The organism is Devosia aurantiaca (assembly GCF_011058215.1).
GTDB classification, from domain to species: domain Bacteria; phylum Pseudomonadota; class Alphaproteobacteria; order Rhizobiales; family Devosiaceae; genus Devosia; species Devosia aurantiaca.
This window is the reverse complement of the sequence record NZ_JAALFG010000002.1, coordinates 812,185-832,009: the sequence shown is the minus strand read 5'-3', so window position 1 is coordinate 832,009 and position 19,825 is coordinate 812,185. Positions and strand designations below refer to the sequence as shown.

Genomic DNA, 19,825 nt, shown 5'->3' with positions numbered 1-19,825 from the left:
CGCACCATCGTGTCCGGTCAGCCGGAAATTGCGGTTGCAGCTTGAAAAGACGCTATCGAACTTGCGCTCCTTGGTGAAAAGCGAGGCGATGCGCGCTTCCGAATAGGTCGCAGCAGCGAAAAATACTTGAGCGCTCCGCCGGTCGCATTGCTCAGCGTATCGCCGATCAGGAGTTCGAAACCGAGCGACTTGGAATATTGGTGATTGGTCTCGCGGCCGTCGAACACCACATTGCCCTCGCTCGCCGAGCGCTCGTTGGAAAGGACAATCTGGTCGTAGCCGAACAGCAGGGCACAAAGCGACGCGATCATGGAGTTGATCGCCGTAGATGGCACATGGCCGTTATAGAAGCCCGGCTCCTTGCCGAGACGGATCATTTCGGGGTCGAGCGTGCGGGTGACATAAACCGGTTCGGTGCCGATAGCCTCGACCGAAGACAGGATCGGGCCCTTGGGATTGACAGCAAAAGGCGTGAACGGCACGCCGGTATGGGTCAGGAGATCGACGCTGACCAGCGAATCCTTGCCGCCACCGATCGGCAACAGCGTGCGTTCGGGCAGGCTGATCGCTTCCTTGCGCGGGGTAGCATCGTCCGGCGCCGAAAGCGTCAACTTGCCGAACCGCGCCAACTCGTTGCGGGCATAAAATTCACCCAGGCCATTCTCGTAGACATCGATGACGAAGGCCCGCTCCGCCTCCGTCAGCGGGATCTCCGGCGCCTCGATGCTGAGCGGCGCGCGCAACTTGAAGTAGCTCACACCCAGCACCAGCGCGGTCAGGCCCAGCAGTTTTTCAAAGCTAGCGCTTTCCGATGCCGCAAGGTCCGGGCCCGTCGGAAAGGTCAGGACTTCGGTAAAGCTCAGATCGTTGAGGCTATAGAAAAAGCGCGCCTCGCTAGCGGCGGGGTCGAAATAGGGACGCTCGATGCGGAAGAATTCGGTCACGGGGCACTCGCTGGCTGTCGCATCCATATAGGTGATTTGCCCCGAAGGTGGGAGGGGTGCCGCTAAGCCTCCGCCGGCGCCCGCAGGATCTTGGACATCGGCCGGGTCTTGTTGAGCTCCTCGATGAGCTTGTCGAGATAGCGGACCTCGCGCATGAACGGATCCTCGATCTCCTCGATCCTAACGCCACAGACCACGCCGGTGATCAAGGAGCGTGCCGTGTTAAGGCGCGGGGCCTGGGCGAAGAACTCATCGAACGTGATCTTTTCCGCCAGCACCCGTTCCAGCTGCTCCTGGCTATAGCCGGTCAGCCATCCGAAGATCTCGTCCACCTCCGCCTTTGTCCGGCCGCGGCGCTCGGCCTTGGCGACATAGTGGACATAGACGCTGGCGACGCTGGTTTTGCGGATGCGGTCACTGGCATTGTTCATGGTGGCCTCCATGTCTGAGAGGTTCATTATCGTTCGTCTTCAAGGTAACGACAATGGAGACGATGATGACCCCCAAGATCACCGCATTCAAATGGTCACCCGACGGCGGCAAGGGCATGGCGCGGGACACGCGGGTGCGCTGGGCACTCGAAGAGGTTGGCCAGCCATACGAGGTCGAGCTCGTTTCGTTCAAGCAGATGAAGCAGGCCGATCATCGCGCCAAACACCCCTTCGGGCAGATTCCGACCTATGAAGAAGACGGGCAGACGCTCTTTGAGTCCGGCTCCATCATCCTTCACATCGCCGAGCGGCATGCCGGGCTGTTGCCGACCGACCCCCACGCTCGCGCTCGCGCTATCACCTGGATGTTTGCCGCACTGAGCACCGTCGAACCGCCGATCGTCGAACGCGAACAAGCCGACTTCACCGATCCGGGACAGCCCTGGCACAGTCCGGCGCGCTTTGGTTTCCTTGAGGACCGGATCCGTGTGCGTCTCAAGGAACTGGCGGACTATCTTGGCGACCGCGACTGGCTGGAAGGCGAATTTACCGCCGGCGACCTGATGATGGTGATGGTCTTAAGGCGCGCCGACACCTGGCTGCTTGCCGAATTTCCGACCCTGGCAGCGTATGTCGCCCGCGCTGAAGCCCGCCCAGCCTATCAACGTGCCTATGCGGCGCAGGCTGAACTCTATTCGGGCGAGCCGACGGACAGCTTCTAATAGATGCGCATCTGCATGCGCATGACGATATCGGCGCCGAGCCGTTGGAAGCCCCATTCGCGCATCGTGCATTCCCAGCCTTCGCCCGCCTTTTCGATGCGGAACAGGTTGTAGCGCGCCGGATCGTCGAGCGTCCCGCCCTGCGCCGCACTGGCTGCCGCCACGCCGATCACGGGGACTTCGTGGCCCTTGCCCGGAATGTGGTGGATCGAGGAGCGATGCGTGTGGCCATGGAGGATCAGCTCGGCACCTTCGGTTGCGATCACCTGCCGGAAGATGCGGTGGCCGCGGAGGCCAAAGGACGGGTGCTGTAGTTCGGCATTGGGCGGGTGATGGATAAGAACGACGCGGAAATATCCCGCGTCACCCAGAAGCTTCAGCATCCGTGCCAGCCGGCTCGCCTGCTTTTCCTCGAACCGCCCCGCCGCGATGAAGGGCGGCATGGGCACGGCGCTGGAACAGGAGACGATTGCCAATTCGCCCACGCGGCGCACGAAGGGGAAGGCTTCCCCCTCCAGCGTCTCGCCCTTCATGTAATCGCCCCAGGATTCCTGCGCTTGTTCGAGCGCTCCGATCGCATAGGCGTCGTGATTGCCCGGACAGATGGCGACGCGTTCGCTGTCACCCAGGTCTTCGAGCCACTTGCCGGCGCGGACCACTTCGCTTTTGAGCGCCAGGTTGGTCATGTCGCCGGTCACGGCGGTGAAGTCGGCCTTCTGCTCCTGCATATGCGCAACGAGCCGGGCCAGGGTTTCGACATTCATCTCGCCGTGGCGCTTGAGCTTCCAGTTGAGATAGCCGGTGAGGCGTTTGCCGACCAGATCGCCGACGCGGATCTGGGGCAGGGGCGAAAGGTGAATGTCTGAAATATGGGCGAGAGTAATCATTGCCGCGGTTTTGCCAGAAGGATTGGATCAAGAAAACGGTCAATCGTGCGCGCGGCCGATTTTGTCGGGCGCCAAGCTCTGATAGCGGTGAGGCTGAACACGGAGCCCGGCCCATGATGAATCGCTTCCAGCGCGTGCGCGCCAAGGTGTTTTTGACGCTCAAGGGCGTCTGGCTGCGCATGACGGTTGGCGCCCGCGTCATGGCGGTGGACGGCGACAAGGTCTTGCTGATCCGCCATCGCCACATTCCGGGCTGGCAGTTTCCCGGCGGCGGCGTCGGCCCGGGCGAAACCTTCGAGGAAGCCGGCGCGCGAGAAATGGAAGAAGAAACGGGCTTCAAACCCGTTGGGGCAATGCAGCTCTTCGGGCTTTATCACAATTCCAGTTCCGTCACCAATCGCGACCACGTCGCCTTCTTTGTCTGCACGACCTTCCAGCAGGCCTTCGAGCACAAGGGCAATTTCGAGATCGCCGAAGTCGGCTGGTTCGACCGCCGCGCCTTGCCCGAAGGCCTAACGCCGGCCACCAGCCAAAGGATCGATGAATATTTCGACGGTGTGGAAAAGCGGAAGGTCTGGGGGTACTGAGCCGCCGACGGCAGGCTCCCTCCCCCCTGAGGGGAGGGGTTGGGGGTGGGGGTCCTTCAGTGGACCACACAACCACCCCCACCCTCGGTCCCTCCCCTCACGGGGGAGGGAGGCGCTAGAACCGCGCGCCCACCATCAACGGACAAACTCCAGCTCCGGCCCGATCGGGATGATCCGGTGCGGATTGATGGTTGGGTGGCTCCAGTAATAGTGCGTGCGGATATGGTCGAGATCGACCGTTTCCTTGACCCCGGAACCTCGTAAAGCGCCTTCAGATAATGGCTGAGATTGGGATAGTCCGCGATCCGGCGCAGGTTGCACTTGAAGTGCCCCACATAGACCGCGTCGAACCGCACCAGCGTCGTGAACAGCCGCCAATCGGCCTCGGTGATGCTGTCGCCGGTGAGATAGGCATTGTCGCCAAGAAGCCCCTCGACCCAGTCGAGCGCGGCAAACAGCTTGGTCACGGCTTCGGAATAGGCTTCCTGCGATGTCGCAAAGCCGGCTTTGTAGACGCCATTGTTGATGTCGTCATAAACGCGGGCGTTGATCTCGTCGATGCGCGGGCGCAGCGCCTCGGGATAGTAGTCGTCCGTGTTCCCGGTCAGCTCGTCGAAGGCCGAGTTGAACATGCGGATGATTTCCGAGGACTCGTTGGAAACGATGGTCTTTTTCTGCTTGTCCCACAGCACCGGCACCGTGACGCGGCCTGAATATTCCGGCTCGGCTTCGGTATAGACCTGCCAAAGCAGATCCTTGCCGAGCAGAAGGTCGCCCGTCGAACCTTCGTCCTTCTTGAAGCTCCAGCCCGTTTCGTCCGGCATTTTCGGCGACACGATCGAGACGTCGATCAGCCCTTCGAGATTCTTGAGCTTCCGAAAGATCAGGGTGCGATGCGCCCAGGGGCAGGCCAGCGATACATAGAGATGGTAGCGCCCGGCTTCGGCCTTAAAGCCGCCTTCGCCCGATGGGCCGGCCGCGCCGTCAGCGGTCACCCAGTTGCGGAAACCGGCCTGCGAGCGAACGAATTTGCCGCCGGTATTCTTGGTGTCGTACCACTGGCTCGACCATTTTCCGTCGATCAATTGTCCCATCTTGGGGCCTTTCTCGTCATCTTGCTGTCGGCATTGCGGGGTCAACCTTCCCGGCGCGCCGAAGTTGCCATGCCCAAGAGCTAGGCTTCCGAGGTCCGGAGGAAAAGCGCGCAGAAAAGCAACAATCCGTTGCGCAAATGGAGCACAGAAGCCATGCATTTCGCATTCCTGTTTACGCGTGCCCGCGCTGGTGCTAATGCGGATTCAGACGTGGAGGCGTCCAGGATGGTGAAGGTTTTGCAGTCGAACCGACGACCCTAGTTGGTCGTTAGATGCGGAAGCTAAAAGGCGGCCGCGAATGCTCCTGCACCTTTTCTGGATTGCCCAATGACCATTTCCGGTGCGGCCGAGGCCGCTGCTGCCCCTCTGTCCGGTCAACCCCATGTGCGGCCCGCAACACCCGCCGACGATGCCTTCGTCGAGGACCTGCAGGCCATTGCCTTTGGGCCAGGCCGCTTTGCGCGCACCGCCTTCCGGGTGCGCGAGCGCTTTCCAATCGACCCGTCGCTCAGCCTGATCTCCGAAGTCGACGGCACTCCGTCCGGCTCGGTCTGGATGACCCCGATCAGCGTCGGCGGCATCAAGGGCTATATGCTGGGCCCGCTCGCCACCCACCCCAATTTCCGCAAGCGCGGCGCCGGCAAGCTCCTCGCCCGCGAAGTCAGCAAGCGCGCCCTGGCCCGCGGCGAAGGCAAGTTCGTGCTCCTGGTCGGCGACCAGGACTATTACTGCCCGCTCGGCTGGGAAATCACCACGCCCGGCAACATCCAGTTCCCAGGCCCGGTGGACACCAGCCGCGTCCTCTTGCTTTCGGACGACAGGGACCTCGCCAAAACCCTCAAGGGCCCGATCGCGGCGTTCGAGGCAGGGGCGTAGCCGACTTGCGCCGGTTGTTGGCTCGACTACATTTGGGCCACATGCCAGATCAAACCGACATTCTTGAAAATCTTGCCCAGCGGCTTCTTCGGAAGCCGCCGGAACATTCCGGCGCACTTGTGCCCGACTGGGCGCCTGAAACCCCATTCTCCCGCCCACCGGTCCCCGCCGCCGTGCTGATCGCGCTTGTCCGCCGCCCCGAAGGCCACACCGTGCTCTACACCGAGCGCTCGCCGGACCTGCGGGCCCATTCCGGGCAAGTCGCCTTTCCCGGCGGCAAGGTCGACCGCGACGATGCCGATGCGGCCGCCGCCGCCCTGCGCGAGGCCAATGAGGAGGTCGGCATGCTGGCCGAAGAAGCGCGCGTGCTCGGTTTCATGCCGACCTATTATACCGGCACCAATTACCTGATCACGCCCGTCGTCGCCGAAGTCTTCCCCAGCGGCCCCTTCGTGCCCAATCCGGGCGAAGTGCATTCCGTCTTCGAAGTGCCGCTGAGCCGCATTCTCGACTCCGCCGCCTATGGTCGCTTCAGTGTCAGTCGCAATGGCAAGGCGCATTCGACCTGGCAGATCGACCATGACGGTCATCGCATCTGGGGCATCACCGCCAATCTCACTCGCCAGTTCCGCGACCTGACGCTGGGCCTTGCCGCATGATCCCTGACCGGCTCACCGATGCCGAATGGCTCAATCGCCTGGCGGTGCAGGCGATTTTTGCCGCTCTCGACGGCGATCAAGGCCGCACGCGGGCCGTCGGCGGCGTGGTGCGCGATAGCCTCATCGGCCGCACCCGCGAGCATTCCGATATCGACATGGCCACCGAACTCCTGCCGGTCACCGTCATGCAAAGAGCCAAGGCCGCCGGCATCGCTGCCTATCCCACCGGCATCGAACATGGCACCGTCACTCTGCGGCTCGATGACACCGTGGTCGAAGTCACCACCCTCCGTCGCGATGTCGCAACCGATGGCCGCCATGCCGAAGTCGCTTTCGGCACCGACTGGTTCGTTGATGCCGAGCGGCGCGATTTTACGCTCAACGCCCTCTATTGCCTCGCCGACGGCACCCTTTTCGACCCGCTGGGCGGGGCAGGGGACCTGCTCAATGGCCGCGTCCGCTTTATCGGCGATGCCGAAAAGCGCATCGAGGAAGACGGACTGCGCGTTTATCGCTTCTTCCGCTTTTCCGCGAGCCATGGCGGCGAGCTCTTCGACGCTGACGGTATGGCCGCCTGCCGCGCAGCGGTCGGCTGGCTCAGTCATCTGTCGCGCGAGCGCATCGGCAGCGAAATGATCCGCATGCTGGCGCTGCCGCACGTTGCCCGCACCCTGGCAGTCATGGCCGAGATCGGGCTGATCGCGGCCGATGAAGCCGCCCTCCGCGCTCTCGTCCAATACGAAACCCTGGGCGGAAAACGGCTTGAGACGCGTCTTGCCCTTCTCGCAGGCGACAGCATCGAGACCCTTCGCGACGACTGGCGCCTGTCCAACGCGCTGGTCGACACAGCCACGAGCATTGCCCGAGCCGCCGACCTCTTTGCCGATGGGAAGACCGGCTGGGCTGCGTATCGTTATGGCGAGGATGCTGTGGAAGGTCTGGCTTTAGCGGCCGCCCGCGAAATCTGGCCACGCGAGCGGCTGATGGAAGCGGCGCGCGAACTCGGCCGTCTTCCCGTTTCGCCCTTGCCGGTCAGCGGCAAGGATCTCCTGGCGCAGGGCATGCAGCCCGGCCCAGCCCTCGGCGCGACTCTTGAAAAGCTGGAGCGCATCTGGGTCGAGAGCGGGTTTTCCTTGACCACCGAAGAACTGCTCGCAAAAATTTAGGGCGCCCCGCGGGACGCCCTTTCGTCATTCAGTGCTTGGTCGCACCATCATCGACATCGACGATGCGCTCCTTAATGCGCTCGACCATTTCCGGCCGAACTTCGGTTTCGCCATGATAATTCTTGAGGTTCTCGACCGCCCGGCGAACCACTTCGGCCACGGACTCGGCCTCGGCGCGCCAGGTGGAACCAGGGATCAGGGTGCCGGAATCAAATCGTTTCATCTCAGACCTCCTTCTTGGGCTGTCTAAAGAAACGGCTTGGCAGCGAGCGTGGTTCCGGTCAGGGCCACTTCACAGCTGGCGGCAATGACGAGAGAATCGAATTGACGTTGCCACCGGTCTTGAGCCCAAAGGTTGTGCCGCGATCGTAAAGCAGGTTGAACTCGACATAGCGCCCGCGCCGCACCAACTGCTCGTCGCGCTCGGCCTCGCTCCAGCTTTTCTCGAAATTGCGCCGCACCAGGCGCGGATACACATCGAGGAATGCTTCGCCGACCGCCTGGGTAAAGGCAAAGTCGGCGTCCCAATCGCCGGTATTGAAGTGGTCGTAGAAAATGCCGCCGATGCCGCGATGCTCGTTTCGATGCGGCAGAAAGAAATACTCGTCGCACCAAGCCTTGAGCCGACCGTAATCGACGCCCGGCCTGTCGCAGGCTGCCTGCATCGCCGCATGAAAATCCACCGTATCCGGATCGTCCTGCGTCCGCCGCGCATCGAGCACCGGCGTGAGATCCGCGCCACCGCCCCACCATTGCTTTCCGGTGACGATCATCCGCGTGTTCATGTGAACCGCCGGAACATGGGGGTTCCAGGGGTGGATGATCAGCGAAATGCCTGAGCTCCAGAAGCTCGTTCCGGCCTCGGTGCCCGGCATCTGCTTGGCAAAATCTTCCGAAAAATTGCCATGCACGGTCGAGATATGAACGCCGGCCTTTTCGAACACGCGGCCACCCAGCATCGACATCTCGCCGCCGCCACCTGCCGCGCGGTCCCAGGGCGACCGCTGAAAGCTGCCTGGGATCATCTGCGCATGCGGGCCGGTCACCTCACGCTCGATCGCTTCCAGTTCGGCGCAGATGCGGTCGCGCAGCGTGCGGAACCAGGCGCTGGCGACGATTTTCTTGTCTTCGATGTCGATAGGCAGGGTCATGGCGGGGAATGAACCTTCAGGAAAGCTGTGTAAAGCGGCCAATCTGTCTCATGGCCTCGCCCAGTATCATGCTGCCTGCCACGGCCACATTGATCGAGCGCAAACCGGGCTGCATCGGGATCCGCACCCGCAGGTCGGCAATCTCCGCGACCTCGTCCGGGACACCGGCGCTTTCGCGTCCGAGCATCAGGATGTCGCCGTCGCGGTAGTCGCATTCGTAGGCCGATTGGCTCGCCTTGGTCGTGAGCAAGACCAGCCGCCGCCCGCTACGCCACTCTTCGAACGCCGTAAAACTTGCATGTTCGACGAGATTGGCGTGGTCCAGATAGTCCATGCCGGACCGCGCCAGGTTTGCCCTTGTGATGGCAAAGCCTGCCGGGTGGATCACGTGGACGGGCACGCCCAGGCAAGCGCCGAGCCGCAGCAATGTTCCGGTATTTGCCGCGATGTCGGGCTGGTAGAGGGCAAGGTCGAGGGACAAGCTGGTTTTCCAGAGCAAAAGCGCCCGGTTTCCGGGCCGTGCACGGGTATAGTGTCGCAGTTGATCGCTGTCACCGCCCGCGCACTGGACAAGTGTCGGTGACAGTGCAAAAGGTGGGCCAACTGACGGACCGCTTGAGGGCGGCCGCGGTCGATTCCGCCCGCGCGGACGACCTTTGGGGCGCCGGCTCCGTCAAGTGTAGATCGACGGGGATACGGACCTTGGCCACGCACACCGAACATTCATCCACCAACCGGCGGGACTTTCTTTATATCGCCACAGGCGCCGTCGGCGCCGTCGGCGCCGCCGCAGTGGTCTGGCCGCTGATCAACCAGCTGAATCCCGACGCCTCGACCCTGGCGCTCGCCACCATCGAATTCGATGTCGGCGCCATCGAAGAAGGCCAGTCGGTGACCATCACCTGGCGCGGTCTGCCGGTCTTCGTGCGTCACCGCACCGCCGCCGAAATCGAGGAAGCCAAGGCCGTGCCGCTGGCCGACCTCAAGGACCCCGAAACCGACGAGCAGCGCACCAAGCCGGACCACGAACAGTGGCTGGTGATGATTGCGAGCTGCACCCATCTCGGTTGCGTACCGGTCGGTGAATCGGGCGATTTCGATGGCTGGTTCTGTCCGTGCCATGGCTCGCACTACGACACCGCCGGCCGTATCCGCCGCGGTCCCGCACCCAAGAACCTTGTGGTGCCGCCCTATAATTTCGTCAGCGATACGCTGGTCCAGATCGGTTAGTGGGGAATATCCGATGTCCGAACATTCGACCTACACGCCGAATAATGCCGTCGAGAAGTGGTTCGACGATCGCCTGCCGGTAGTCCGTTTCGCCAAAGAACACTTGATGGACTTCCCGACGCCCAAGAACCTCAACTACTTCTGGACGTTTGGCGCCATTCTCGTGATGTGCCTGGGTATCCAGATCGTCACCGGCATCATCCTGGCCATGCACTATACGCCCAACGTGGCGATGGCCTTCGACTCCGTCGAGCACATCCGCCGCGACGTCAATGGCGGCCGCATGATCCAGGCCTTCCATGCCGTCGGCGCCTCGATGTTCTTCGTCGCCCTCTACATCCACATCTTCCGCGGCATGTATTACGGCTCCTACAAGGCGCCCCGCGAGATCCTATGGATCCTTGGCGTTTTGATCTTCCTCCTCACCATGGCAACCGCCTTCATGGGCTACGTTCTGCCCTGGGGCCAGATGTCGGGCTGGGCTGCGCAGGTCATCACCAACATCTTCTCCTATATCCCGATCGTCGGTACGCCACTGCTCGAGCTGCTGCGTGGCGGTTTCACCGTCGGCAACCCGACGCTCAACCGCTTCTTCTCGCTGCACTACCTGCTGCCCTTCGTGATCGCAGCCGTCGTTGCCCTCCACATCTGGGCGCTCCACGTGCCGGGCAACAACAACCCGGTCGGCGTCGACGTCAAGTCGAGCCGCGACACGGTGCCGTTCCACCCGTACTACACGATGAAGGACCTCTTCGGCATGGTCCTGTTCCTGATCCCGTTCGTCTGGTTCGCGTTCTTCGCGCCGGACATCCTGGGTCACCCGGACAACTACGTGATGTACAACTCGCAGGTGACCCCGTCGCACATCGTGCCCGAATGGTACTTCCTGCCGTTCTACGCCATCCTGCGTGCCATCGACTTCAACTTCCTCTTCATTAACTCGGGCCTGCTCGGCGTCATCTTCTTCGGCGCTTCGATCCTGATCCTGTTCTTCCTGCCCTGGCTGGATACGTCCAAGGTTCGTTCGGGCAACTTCCGGCCGATGTTCAAGTGGTTCTTCCTGATCTTCCTGGTGAACTTTATTGCCCTCACCTATCTCGGTGCCGCTCCGGCCGAGGGCATCTACGTGATCCTCGCCAAGATCTGCACCGCCTACTACTTCATCCACTTCCTGGTGATCCTGCCGGTGCTGTCGCGGATCGAAACACCGGCGCCGCTGCCGACCAGCATTTCCGAGAGCGTTCTCGGCAAGGCACACGCGTGATCGAGGCCAAATCCATGTTCAAGACCAAGATCATCATCGCAACCGTCGCCGCCCTGATCGGCCTCGGCTCAGTCGCCCAGGCGCAGGACCATGGCTCGACGCCTCATATCGAGCGTCAGCCCTGGAGCTTTGCCGGCATTTTCGGCACCTATGACGAGCATCAGCTGCAGCGCGGCTTCCAGGTGTTCCGCGAAGTCTGCGCCAGCTGCCATAGCGCACGCTTGCTCGCCTTCCGCAATCTCAACGAAGAAGGCGGTCCGGGCTTCTCGGAAGAGCAGGTCAAGGCCCTCGCGGCCGAGTACGAAGTGGCTGACGCGACTGCCGTCGACGGCGTTCGCCCGGCTGTCCCGGCCGATCGCTGGCCGTCGCCCTTCGCCAATGACCAGGAAGCCCGCGACGCCAATGGCGGTGCCCTGCCGCCGGACTTCTCGGTCCTTGCCAAGGCGCGCGGCGTCTCCGACCCGTTCCCGACCTGGGCCTTCAACTACTTCACCGGTTACCAGGAAGGCGGCCCGGACTATATCCATGCGCTGCTGAACGGCTACCACGAGGAAGTGCCGGAAACGGCTCCGGAAGGCTTCGAGCTGCCGGATGGCAAGTACTACAACGACTACTTCCCCGGCCACGCCATCGGCATGGCGCCACCGATCGCTGATGGTTCGGTGACCTATGAGCCAGGCGAAGACGGCCAGACCGTTCCGGAAACGCTGGAGCAGTATTCGACCGACGTCGCTGCCTTCATGATGTGGACGGCCGAGCCGCACCTGGCCGGACGCAAGCAGACCGGCTTCGTCGTCTTGCTATTCCTTGTCGGTTTTGCCGCCCTGATGTGGGCCACCAAGCGCAAGATCTGGGCCGGCATCGAGCACTAAGTGTTCGGATTGGAAAATTTGAAGGGGCCCTGCGGGGCCCCTTTGCTTTTGAGCCCACAAGGGCGCGAGGCCCTTGCCAAGGCCGCCCCCAGCAACGATATTCGGCGCAATTGTTCGAGGAGATTGCGATGTCCGCTGTTCGCCTGGCCGTAGCCGTTGTCAGCACTGCCCTCACGATCAGCCGCCATCCCGTGGTGCGCGCCGGCGTCGCCGCCGTGGTCAGCAATCCCAAGGCCCGCGAAACCGCGATTACCACGACACGCAGTGTCGCCTACAATGCCGGCGTCATCGCCCGGCATGTGCTTGGCCGCAACAAGTCCTAGTTCTCTATCCTCAAGGCCATCGATGTCGCTCGACCTGAAGTCGCTCGTCCGCACGATCCCCGATTATCCTAAAAGGGCATTCTGTTCCGGGATATCACCACGCTGATCGAGCATCCCGAAGGCTTCAAGGAAAGCGTCGAGCGCATCGCCGCCCAATATCGCGGCCAGGGCGTGACCCATGTCGCCGGCATCGAAGCGCGCGGCTTTATCTTCGGCGCCGGCGTGGCCATCGCGCTGGGCACCGGGTTCGTGCCGATCCGCAAGAAGGGCAAGCTGCCGGGCGAAACCATCGGCCAGAACTACGCGCTTGAATACGGCGTCGACACGATCGAGATCCATGCTGACGTGGTCGGGCAGGGAGACACGGTGCTCCTCGTTGATGACCTCATCGCTACCGGCGGCACTGCCATCGCTGCCGTGGGCCTTCTGCGCCGCACCGGCGCTACGGTCAAGGACGCCGCCTTCGTGATCGACCTCCCCGACCTCGGCGGCGCCAACAAGCTCGCCGCAGAGGGGGCGTTTCGGTCAACGCCCTGATGGGCTTCGAGGGCCACTAGCATCATTTCGTAAGAGCTCATGGTGAGCCTGTCGAACCACGAGGTCGGGCAACGATCGCTGCCACAACCTCGTCCTTCGACATGCTCAGGATGAGGTCTACTGAAAATTCAGCTTACCAGTTGTTGAGGCCGTCCATCTGCTCGATGTCGATCTTGTCGAGCGCCAACCCATCGATCATCCGCAGGTTTACCTGATATGACCGCTTATCCGGCACGACGTTCGGATCGACGCCGTCCTTCGGTGTACCGTCATTATTGAACGCTGACGACCAGTCCGGGGAATCGCCCCAGACGTGCATGCCGCAATGCGCGCAGAAGTAATGGCGGTTTGGCCCGTCGTTGGCAGAATAGATTGCCTGCTGGTCCGTCGGGCCATCTGTGATCTGCTCGCGCGGATAATTCGACCAGATGGCGCCGCTGCGCCGGCAAAAGCTGCAATTGCATTCATGGGCGTTATTCGGCTCGGCGGATAGCTCGACCTTGACGGCGCCGCAATGGCAGGAAGCGGTGAGGGACATGTCGGAACTCCTTGTCGGGACCTGCCGAGTGTTTCACCTTTTCACGACAATTATTGTCAGCAGTTACGCAGCAGCGCGTGCTGCTTCGGCCGGACGATCGTAGAGGCAGAACTGGTTGCCCTCGGGGTCGCGCATCACCGTATAGGTCGGCAAGACGCGGTCGAGGCTGGCGCCGGCTTCCTTGAGGCGTTCGACGGTGGACGCACGATCGGTCACCTGCACATCGAAGTGCACGCGGTTATTGTCCGGGCGCTGTCCATCGACATTCTGAAACGAAATCGAGGGGCCAGTGCCATCGATGACAACCGTGGTCGGGTCCTGGATCTCAAGCCCAAGCGCCGCGCTGATAGCGTCGCCGGCGACCGGCGCAGGGCGCACCTCGTAGCCATCGAGAAGCTCTGCCCAGAAGGCGGCGAGTTCGGCCGGCTTGTCGCAGTCAAAGACGATTTCGTGGATGGCACCCATGCCGATCTCCTTTGTCGTTTAATCTTGGCTAACCGGCAATTGCGGCGAGAGTCGGGGAAATTGGTGGCACAAGTTTATTGCCCACGGACAAGTCATCACCAAGCGTAGACGCCTGTCTGGCTTTGCGCATGTCGCAAAGAGAAGGGCCGGTGTTTGCACCGGCCCTTTGGCTTTTCGTTACGGCTCGAGCTGTCCGGTTTCCGGATGGTCGACGGCGCTGATATTGGGCTCGTTGCGCGTCTTCCACAGCGAGAACAGGATACCGCCCGCCAGGATTGAGAGCGTCACGACAAGGCTCAGAAGCGTATCGATGTGGATGTGGAGCGGCACAAGGAAGATCTTGATACCGACCAGAACCAGGATGATCGCCAGCGACACCTGCAGGTAGCGGAAGCGGTTCATCATCGCCGCAAGCGCGAAGTAGAGCGAACGCAGGCCCAAAATCGCGAAGATATTGGACGTGTAGACGATAAACGTATCCTGCGTCACCGCGAAGACGGCGGGCACTGAGTCGACCGCGAACACGAGATCGACCACTTCCACCATGATCAGCGCCACGGCTAGCGGCGTCAGCCAGGTGACGATCTTGCCGGTCTTGGGGTCGGGCTGCTTGACCGTGAAGGCACGGCCATGCAGTTCCTTGGTCACCCGGAAGCGCTTGGTGATGAACTGGAAGGTCTTGTTGTCGTCAAGGTTGGGTTCCTCGTCCTTGTGGCTGAACATCCGGATGCCAGTGAACACGAGGAAAGCACCGAAACCGAAGAGCACCCAGTTGTACTGGTTGACCACGGCTGCACCGAGACCGATCAGCACGGCGCGGAACAGGATCACACCCAAAATGCCCCAGAACAGCACGCGGTGCTGGTAGATGCGGGGATGGCCAAAAAGCCGAAGATCGTGGCGATGACGAACATGTTGTCCATCGCCAGGCTCTGTTCGAGCAGATAGCCAGTATAGAATTCCAGCCCTGCCTCGGCGCCGCGCTGCCACCAAACCCAGGCACCGAAGGCCAGGGCGATCGCAACGTAAAAGCCATAGAGCAGCAGGCTCTCCTTGGCTTCGATCTCGTGCTCGTCCTTGTGCAGGATGCCGAGGTCAAAGACCAGAAGAGCGATAACGATCGCGATAAACGCGACCCAGAAATAAACGGGAGTACCTAGAAAATCGCCCGAAAGGGCGGCAAAAAGCGATTCCATCGCCGGACCTTCTCCATGAGAGTAGTGGAGCAATTCCGACATCGCCGCAGCAGAACGCTACGACCAGAGGGGCCCGGCCTTGCCTCTCTAAAATGCCTATTTGGCGGAAAAGTTCAAGCGGCCAATTTCGAAACGCATCTGAGACCTCATGGTGAGCCTGTCGAACCACGAGGTCGAGCGAGTGGAGGCGTTGTTGCCACGACCTCGTCCTTCCACAGGTTCAGGATGAGGTCTACTCGGCGAAATCAACGCGGGTTACACAGCATGACGATGGCTTCCGCCGTCTCGAGCTGCAGTGCGAAGCCATAGGTCGGGTCGTTGATGATGCGCCCGGCCTGGATATTGCCATTGCCGCGCAGATTGCCGTCATTGATGCCGACGCCGTCCTGGTAGGCGGTGATGGTGCCGGTGCCCGAGCTTGGATCGTTCACCGCGCGCGCGGCCCAGCCATAGACGTCACCATAGATGGTGAGAATGCCGACGCGATTGGTGGATGCGTCGCGGCAGCTCCAATTGCCCGAAAAAGCCTGCGAGAAAGCAGGGGCTGCGGAGAGAGCGGTGAGGGCGAGAACAAGGGCGAATCGGCGCATAACTCGACAGTGCCGAGCCGCCCCACATTGATCAAGAGCCGCGCTTGATCAGCTTTCCGAGAACAGGAACGTTGGTGAGCGCCAGCAACAGTTTGAGCTTTGCCGGCATGCGGTAGTCGCGCAGCTTGGAAAAGCCGACAAGATCCGCGCGATAGACGAGTTCGCCCCGTTGATTAACGGCCGAGATGCGGTTGAACAACAGACCCCAGCCGGGAATGGAGTTCGACGCGCGCTTACCGGTTACCACCAGCTCATAGGTCACCGTGTCGCCAGGCCGCACCGGCGTCTTGAACTCCATCGCATTGACGCCGGGCGAGGGGCCGGAAACACCCGGGCTTTTGCCCAGGCCCTTGAGCCGCTTTTCTTCGGCTTCGAGCGCATCCACCATCTTGCGATGACCCACGCTCACCGTATGCCAGCCAGAGGCGATGAGACCACCGAAGTGGCTGTGCCTGGCCAGTTCGGGATCGACGTGGAAATATTGCGGATCGTAGAGGCTCGCAAAGCGGATGATCTCGTCTTCGGCAAAGGTATGGCTGCCGAGCGGGAAGGCTTCGTGGATGACGATATCTTCGAACCAGCGCGTCATGCCGCAACCTCGCGGCATTCGACCAGATTGGTCAGCCGCATCGTCAGCACCGGCTTGTCCTTCTGGTTGCGAACATCAAAAACCATGGTGACGATGCCCCATTGCGGGTGGCTGGCGGAGCGGCGCAGCTCGGCAACGGTCACCGTGCCGCCGATCGTGTCGCCGACCATGACCGGCGTCTTCCATTTGAGGTCCTTGAACCCAAGCCCGCCTGCCGAGGCGATCTTGCCCAGAAATGTATCCACCAGCATGCGCAGACTGAGCCCCCCGTCTGCCATCCGCTTGAGGCCAGCCCGCCAAGCAGGCTCTTTTTGGCGGCCTCCTCGTCGAGATGAAACGGAAACGGATCGAACTCGCGCAAAGGTGATGATCATCTCCTTGCTGACATGGGTGTGTCCCAGCGCGATGATTTCGCCCACCGCGAGATCCTCGAAGTGGCGACGATTAATGGTGACAGGATTGGTCATTGGCTTGCCCTATACGTCAACGGCGGTTTTGGCATGGTCCCGAAGCGAGAACAAGTCTTTGCGTGTGGCTCCACCCCACCCTCGTTCCCTCCCCATTGAGGGGAGGGATGCGCAGGAGCCGATGCATTATAGCCAGCGCAGGCTAATGTTCATCGCCTCCCTCCCCTGGATGCGGAGGGATTGAGGGTGGGGTGGGGTCGCCGGAGTGGCGTTCTCGGCCCGCCCGCATTGACATCCCGCCCATTCCGACCCAAGTGGAGCGCAACGATTTCCCGGAGATACCCATGGGCTTCAAAATGGGCATTGTCGGCCTGCCGAATGTCGGCAAGTCGACGCTTTTCAATGCGCTGACCCGCACCGCCGCAGCGCAGGCTGCCAACTTCCCGTTCTGCACCATCGAGCCCAATGTGGGCGAAGTGTCGGTGCCCGATCACCGGCTCGAAAAGCTCGCGACGATCGGCAAGTCGGCGCAGATTCTGCCGGCGCGCATGAGCTTTGTCGACATTGCCGGCCTCGTCAAAGGCGCCTCGCAGGGCGAAGGCCTGGGCAATCAGTTCCTCGCCAATATCCGCGAAACCGATGCAATCGCCTATGTGCTGCGCTGTTTCGAAGACCCCAATGTCATCCACGTCTCCAATCGCGTTGACCCGATCGCCGATGCCGAAGTGGTCGAGACCGAGCTGATGCTGGCCGACCTCGAGAGCCTCGAAAAGCGCCGCGCTGGCGTCGAGAAGAAGGCCAAGGGCAATGACAAGGACGCCAAGCTCACGCTCGAGCTCATCGATCGTTCGCTTGCTGTCCTCCGCGAAGGTCGCTCTGCCCGCTTCGTCAAGCGCGATGCCGAGGAAGAAAAGGCCTTCCAGGAACTGCAGCTCCTCACCAGCAAGCCGGCGCTCTACGTCTGCAATGTCGACGAAGGCTCCGCTGCCACCGGCAATGCGCTCTCCAAGAAGGTCGAAGAATACGCCAAGGCCAACGATGCCGGCGTCGTCGTCATCTCGGCTGAAATCGAGTCGCAGCTGGCGCAATTGCCCGACGAGGAACAGGCCGAATACCTTTCCTCGCTCGGACTCGACCAGGCCGGCCTCGATCGCCTGATCCGCGCCGCCTATGACCTTCTTGGTCTGCAGACCTATTTCACCGTTGGCCCCAAGGAAACCCGCGCCTGGACCATCCACAAGGGCGACCGCGCCCCCAGGCCGCCGGTGTCATCCACTCCGACTTCGAACGCGGCTTCATCCGCGCCCAAACCATCGGCTTCGATGATTTCGTAACCCTGGGCGGCGAAGTCGCTGCCAAGGAAGCCGGCAAGGCCCGCGACGAAGGCAAGGAATACGTCGTCAAGGACGGCGACGTCATGCTGTTCAAGTTCAATACCTGACATATCGAGCTCGGTCACTTTCCTCCCCGCCCGCGGGGAGGGGGACCACGCGAATGCGTGGTGGAGGGGGTGCCGCACTCCGAAGTCAGCCAACCTGCACCCCTCTCCACCGCCTACCGGCGGTCCCCCTCTCCCGTGAACGGGAGAGGGAGTCGGTGCCAACTTACCCATCTTATCCCCACCCCCATCCCTCTGCGCTACTCTCCCTTCATCCCCACCGGCAACACGCGGTGCCGACGAAGTATCGGGTGGGGAGACGGGCTAACCGGGGTCGCCTGGATGGGTGCGTGGATGCCGACGCTGGCCACCATCTTATTGAGTGGGCGCCCGAGGCGTGCGCAGAAAATCCCGATCGTGCGAAGCGGCTTTCGCCTCTTCATTTATCCACCCCATTGGGGGCGAAGGCCGCTTCTCACCGTGCCACCGCGACGCCGTAAGGCCGGGCGACGCTTGGGCATGCCTAGTCCTTGTTGCCGAACATTTTCGCCAGCATATCGGCTAAAGGTCCGCTCTTGGGCACTTCGGCCTGGGGCTTGGCGGCCCGCGCCTGGCGCACATGGCTTTGCGCTGGCTTTTCCCCTTTCTTTTCCCCTTCGCTCTGCACAGCTAAAGCCAGCTTGTTCATGAAACCGGCATCGTCGCCCTTGATCAGCAGCCCGACCTGGCGCGCAAGTTCATCGAGCAGCGGCTCGAGCCAGGCTTTGTCGGCCTTGGCGAAATCGCCCAAAACGTGTGGCGTCACGAATTCTTTGCCCGGATGGCCGATGCCCAAGCGGACGCGCTTATAGTCGAGTCCGATCTGCGGGTCGATCGAGCGCAGCCCGTTATGGCCGCCATTGCCGCCACCAACCTTGACCCGGACCTTGCCCGGCGCAAGATCGAGTTCGTCGTAAAAGACCACTATGTCGGTCAAGTCGATCTTGAAGAAGCGCGCGGCCTGCTGGACGCTGTCGCCCGACTTGTTCATGAAAGTCTGTGGCTTGAGCAGCATGACCCGCTCGCCGCCGATCACGCCTTCCGCGATCTGGCCGCCATGCTTGGTCTTCCACGGGCCGATGCCATGGGCACGAGCAATGGCGTCGATCGCCATAAAGCCGATATTGTGCCGGTTGCCTTCGTACTGGCCGCCCGGATTGCCGAGGCCGACAAGGAGTTTCATTGGGGAGCTCCAAACAAAAAGGGCGACCCGCAGGCCGCCCCAAGACTTAGCAGAAAGGCTCGAAGATTACTCTTCCGAAGCGGGGGCTTCGGCAGCAGCGTCTTCGCCTTCTTCGCCAGCCGACTTCAGCGCCGACGGAGCAACCACGGTCGCGATGGTGAAGTCGCGGTCGGTGATCGCAGCAGTCACGCCGGACGGCAGGGTGACGGCGGAGATGTGGATCGAGTCGCCGATTTCGGTGCCGGAGAGATCAACGGTGATTTCTTCGGGGATCGAGTTGGCCGGGGCGATCAGTTCGACGGTGTGACGCACAACGTTGAGCGTGCCGCCGCGCTTGAGGCCGGGGCTCTTTTCTTCGTTGATGAAGTTCACATGCACTTCGACGTGGATCGTGGCATTGCCCGAAACGCGCAGGAAGTCGATGTGCATCGGCTGGTCCTTGACCACGTCGAGCTGGTAGTCGCGCGGGATCACCTGGTGAACGGTGCCGTCGACATCGAGATCGAGAACGTGGGACTTGAAACCGCCGGCATAGATCGCCTTGTGGGCGTCCTTGTAGGCAACGGAAACGGTGACGGGGGCTTCTTGTCACCATAAATAACAGCGGGAACCAGTCCCTGACGACGCAGCTCACGAGCGGCCCCCTTGCCCACTCCCTCACGCGCCTGTGCCTTGAGCACCTTGTTGGCAGCCATGG

Annotated in this window: 21 protein-coding genes and 5 pseudogenes; 11 read left to right on the top strand and 15 right to left on the bottom strand. The window is 61.9% G+C overall.

The genetic code is table 11. The annotated features are described in order from the left end of the window. Positions 1-17: 17 nt before the first annotated feature. Both G5575_RS11885 and G5575_RS11880 read right to left on the bottom strand, forming a co-directional pair. Positions 18-944 carry a hypothetical protein gene (locus G5575_RS11885; RefSeq protein ID WP_164534493.1) on the bottom strand — a complete coding sequence of 309 codons (927 nt, stop codon included), beginning with the start codon at positions 942-944 and terminating at the stop codon, positions 18-20. Positions 945-1,006: 62 nt separating this feature from the next. Beyond that, the gene (locus G5575_RS11880; protein ID WP_164534492.1) at positions 1,007-1,375 is read right to left on the bottom strand and encodes a DUF2200 domain-containing protein; all 369 of its coding nucleotides are present in this window, start codon (positions 1,373-1,375) and stop codon (positions 1,007-1,009) included. Between the two features lie 65 nt (positions 1,376-1,440). Here G5575_RS11880 and G5575_RS11875 point away from each other — a divergent pair, with 65 nt between their 5' ends. Then, on the top strand, positions 1,441-2,097 hold the full coding sequence (locus tag G5575_RS11875; protein ID WP_164534491.1) for a glutathione S-transferase family protein: 657 nt from the start codon (positions 1,441-1,443) through the stop codon (positions 2,095-2,097). Here the strand turns inward: G5575_RS11875 and G5575_RS11870 are convergent. Continuing rightward, on the bottom strand, positions 2,094-2,984 hold the full coding sequence (locus G5575_RS11870) for a metallophosphoesterase family protein (RefSeq protein WP_164534490.1): 891 nt from the start codon (positions 2,982-2,984) through the stop codon (positions 2,094-2,096). The genes G5575_RS11875 and G5575_RS11870 overlap by 4 nt on opposite strands. A gap of 113 nt (positions 2,985-3,097) precedes the next feature. Here G5575_RS11870 and G5575_RS11865 point away from each other — a divergent pair, with 113 nt between their 5' ends. Continuing rightward, positions 3,098-3,571, top strand: a complete 474-nt coding sequence (locus G5575_RS11865) for an NUDIX domain-containing protein (RefSeq protein ID WP_164534489.1) — start codon at positions 3,098-3,100, stop codon at positions 3,569-3,571. A 56-nt stretch (positions 3,572-3,627) separates the two neighbouring features. On the opposite strand, the pseudogene G5575_RS11860 reads toward G5575_RS11865, so the two are convergent. Next, positions 3,628-4,665, bottom strand: a pseudogene (locus G5575_RS11860) (glutathione S-transferase family protein). Positions 4,666-4,992: 327 nt separating this feature from the next. Here G5575_RS11860 and G5575_RS11855 point away from each other — a divergent pair. Genes G5575_RS11855 through G5575_RS11845 form a run of 3 tightly spaced genes read left to right on the top strand, consistent with a single transcriptional unit; the run spans position 4,993 to position 7,366 of the window. Further along, on the top strand, positions 4,993-5,541 hold the full coding sequence (locus G5575_RS11855) for a GNAT family N-acetyltransferase (RefSeq protein ID WP_164534488.1): 549 nt from the start codon (positions 4,993-4,995) through the stop codon (positions 5,539-5,541). A 41-nt stretch (positions 5,542-5,582) separates the two neighbouring features. Continuing rightward, complete coding sequence (locus G5575_RS11850) at positions 5,583-6,200, top strand: CoA pyrophosphatase (protein ID WP_164534487.1); 618 nt, start codon at positions 5,583-5,585, stop codon at positions 6,198-6,200. Then, positions 6,197-7,366, top strand: coding sequence for a CCA tRNA nucleotidyltransferase (locus G5575_RS11845; RefSeq protein WP_164534486.1), 1,170 nt, complete (start codon positions 6,197-6,199; stop codon positions 7,364-7,366). Before G5575_RS11850 ends, G5575_RS11845 begins: the two co-directional genes overlap by 4 nt. 28 nt (positions 7,367-7,394) lie before the next feature. Here G5575_RS11845 and G5575_RS11840 read toward each other — a convergent pair whose 3' ends face one another. The 3 genes from G5575_RS11840 to G5575_RS11830 are packed head-to-tail and all read right to left on the bottom strand — an operon-like array spanning position 7,395 to position 8,998. Beyond that, the gene (locus tag G5575_RS11840; RefSeq protein ID WP_164534485.1) at positions 7,395-7,589 is read right to left on the bottom strand and encodes a DUF1059 domain-containing protein; all 195 of its coding nucleotides are present in this window, start codon (positions 7,587-7,589) and stop codon (positions 7,395-7,397) included. Positions 7,590-7,647: 58 nt separating this feature from the next. Further along, positions 7,648-8,517, bottom strand: coding sequence for an oxygen-dependent coproporphyrinogen oxidase (hemF, locus tag G5575_RS11835; protein ID WP_164534484.1), 870 nt, complete (start codon positions 8,515-8,517; stop codon positions 7,648-7,650). Between the two features lie 16 nt (positions 8,518-8,533). Further along, on the bottom strand, positions 8,534-8,998 hold the full coding sequence (locus tag G5575_RS11830; protein ID WP_164534483.1) for a tRNA (cytidine(34)-2'-O)-methyltransferase: 465 nt from the start codon (positions 8,996-8,998) through the stop codon (positions 8,534-8,536). 212 nt (positions 8,999-9,210) lie between these two features. Between G5575_RS11830 and petA the strand changes: the two genes are divergently transcribed. From petA to G5575_RS11805, 5 genes and pseudogenes are all read left to right on the top strand, one after another. After that, positions 9,211-9,747, top strand: a complete 537-nt coding sequence (gene petA, locus G5575_RS11825; RefSeq protein ID WP_407924860.1) for a ubiquinol-cytochrome c reductase iron-sulfur subunit — start codon at positions 9,211-9,213, stop codon at positions 9,745-9,747. A 13-nt stretch (positions 9,748-9,760) separates the two neighbouring features. Further along, positions 9,761-11,011: a cytochrome b gene (locus tag G5575_RS11820; RefSeq protein ID WP_164534481.1), complete on the top strand. Its 1,251-nt coding sequence runs from the start codon at positions 9,761-9,763 to the stop codon at positions 11,009-11,011. 14 nt (positions 11,012-11,025) lie between these two features. Beyond that, a complete protein-coding gene (locus G5575_RS11815) occupies positions 11,026-11,883 on the top strand; it encodes a cytochrome c1 (RefSeq protein ID WP_164534755.1) in 858 nt (285 codons plus the stop codon). A gap of 128 nt (positions 11,884-12,011) precedes the next feature. Continuing rightward, entirely contained in the window at positions 12,012-12,206 is a 195-nt protein-coding gene (locus G5575_RS11810) for a hypothetical protein (RefSeq protein WP_164534480.1), read from the top strand. Between the two features lie 22 nt (positions 12,207-12,228). Beyond that, positions 12,229-12,763, top strand: a pseudogene (locus G5575_RS11805) (adenine phosphoribosyltransferase). Between the two features lie 113 nt (positions 12,764-12,876). On the opposite strand, the gene G5575_RS11800 reads toward G5575_RS11805, so the two are convergent. From G5575_RS11800 to G5575_RS11775, 6 genes and pseudogenes are all read right to left on the bottom strand, one after another. Beyond that, positions 12,877-13,281: a GFA family protein gene (locus G5575_RS11800; protein ID WP_164534479.1), complete on the bottom strand. Its 405-nt coding sequence runs from the start codon at positions 13,279-13,281 to the stop codon at positions 12,877-12,879. A 63-nt stretch (positions 13,282-13,344) separates the two neighbouring features. After that, a complete protein-coding gene (locus G5575_RS11795) occupies positions 13,345-13,746 on the bottom strand; it encodes a VOC family protein (RefSeq protein ID WP_164534478.1) in 402 nt (133 codons plus the stop codon). A 177-nt stretch (positions 13,747-13,923) separates the two neighbouring features. After that, positions 13,924-14,942, bottom strand: a pseudogene (locus tag G5575_RS11790) (TerC family protein). 245 nt (positions 14,943-15,187) lie between these two features. After that, a complete protein-coding gene (locus G5575_RS11785; protein WP_164534477.1) occupies positions 15,188-15,532 on the bottom strand; it encodes a hypothetical protein in 345 nt (114 codons plus the stop codon). A 31-nt stretch (positions 15,533-15,563) separates the two neighbouring features. Beyond that, the gene (locus tag G5575_RS11780) at positions 15,564-16,121 is read right to left on the bottom strand and encodes a MaoC family dehydratase (protein WP_164534476.1); all 558 of its coding nucleotides are present in this window, start codon (positions 16,119-16,121) and stop codon (positions 15,564-15,566) included. After that, on the bottom strand, positions 16,118-16,588 hold the full coding sequence (locus tag G5575_RS11775) for a hotdog family protein (RefSeq protein ID WP_164534475.1): 471 nt from the start codon (positions 16,586-16,588) through the stop codon (positions 16,118-16,120). Before G5575_RS11775 ends, G5575_RS11780 begins: the two co-directional genes overlap by 4 nt. A 284-nt stretch (positions 16,589-16,872) precedes the next feature. On the opposite strand from G5575_RS11775, the pseudogene ychF reads away from it, so the two are divergent. Beyond that, positions 16,873-17,969 (top strand): annotated as a pseudogene (ychF, locus tag G5575_RS11770) (redox-regulated ATPase YchF). 460 nt (positions 17,970-18,429) lie between these two features. On the opposite strand, the gene pth reads toward ychF, so the two are convergent. Together pth and G5575_RS11760 are read right to left on the bottom strand one after the other, a co-directional pair. After that, positions 18,430-19,128, bottom strand: coding sequence for an aminoacyl-tRNA hydrolase (gene pth, locus G5575_RS11765; RefSeq protein ID WP_164534474.1), 699 nt, complete (start codon positions 19,126-19,128; stop codon positions 18,430-18,432). A 66-nt stretch (positions 19,129-19,194) separates the two neighbouring features. After that, positions 19,195-19,823, bottom strand: a pseudogene (locus G5575_RS11760) (50S ribosomal protein L25/general stress protein Ctc). Positions 19,824-19,825: the final 2 nt, after the last annotated feature.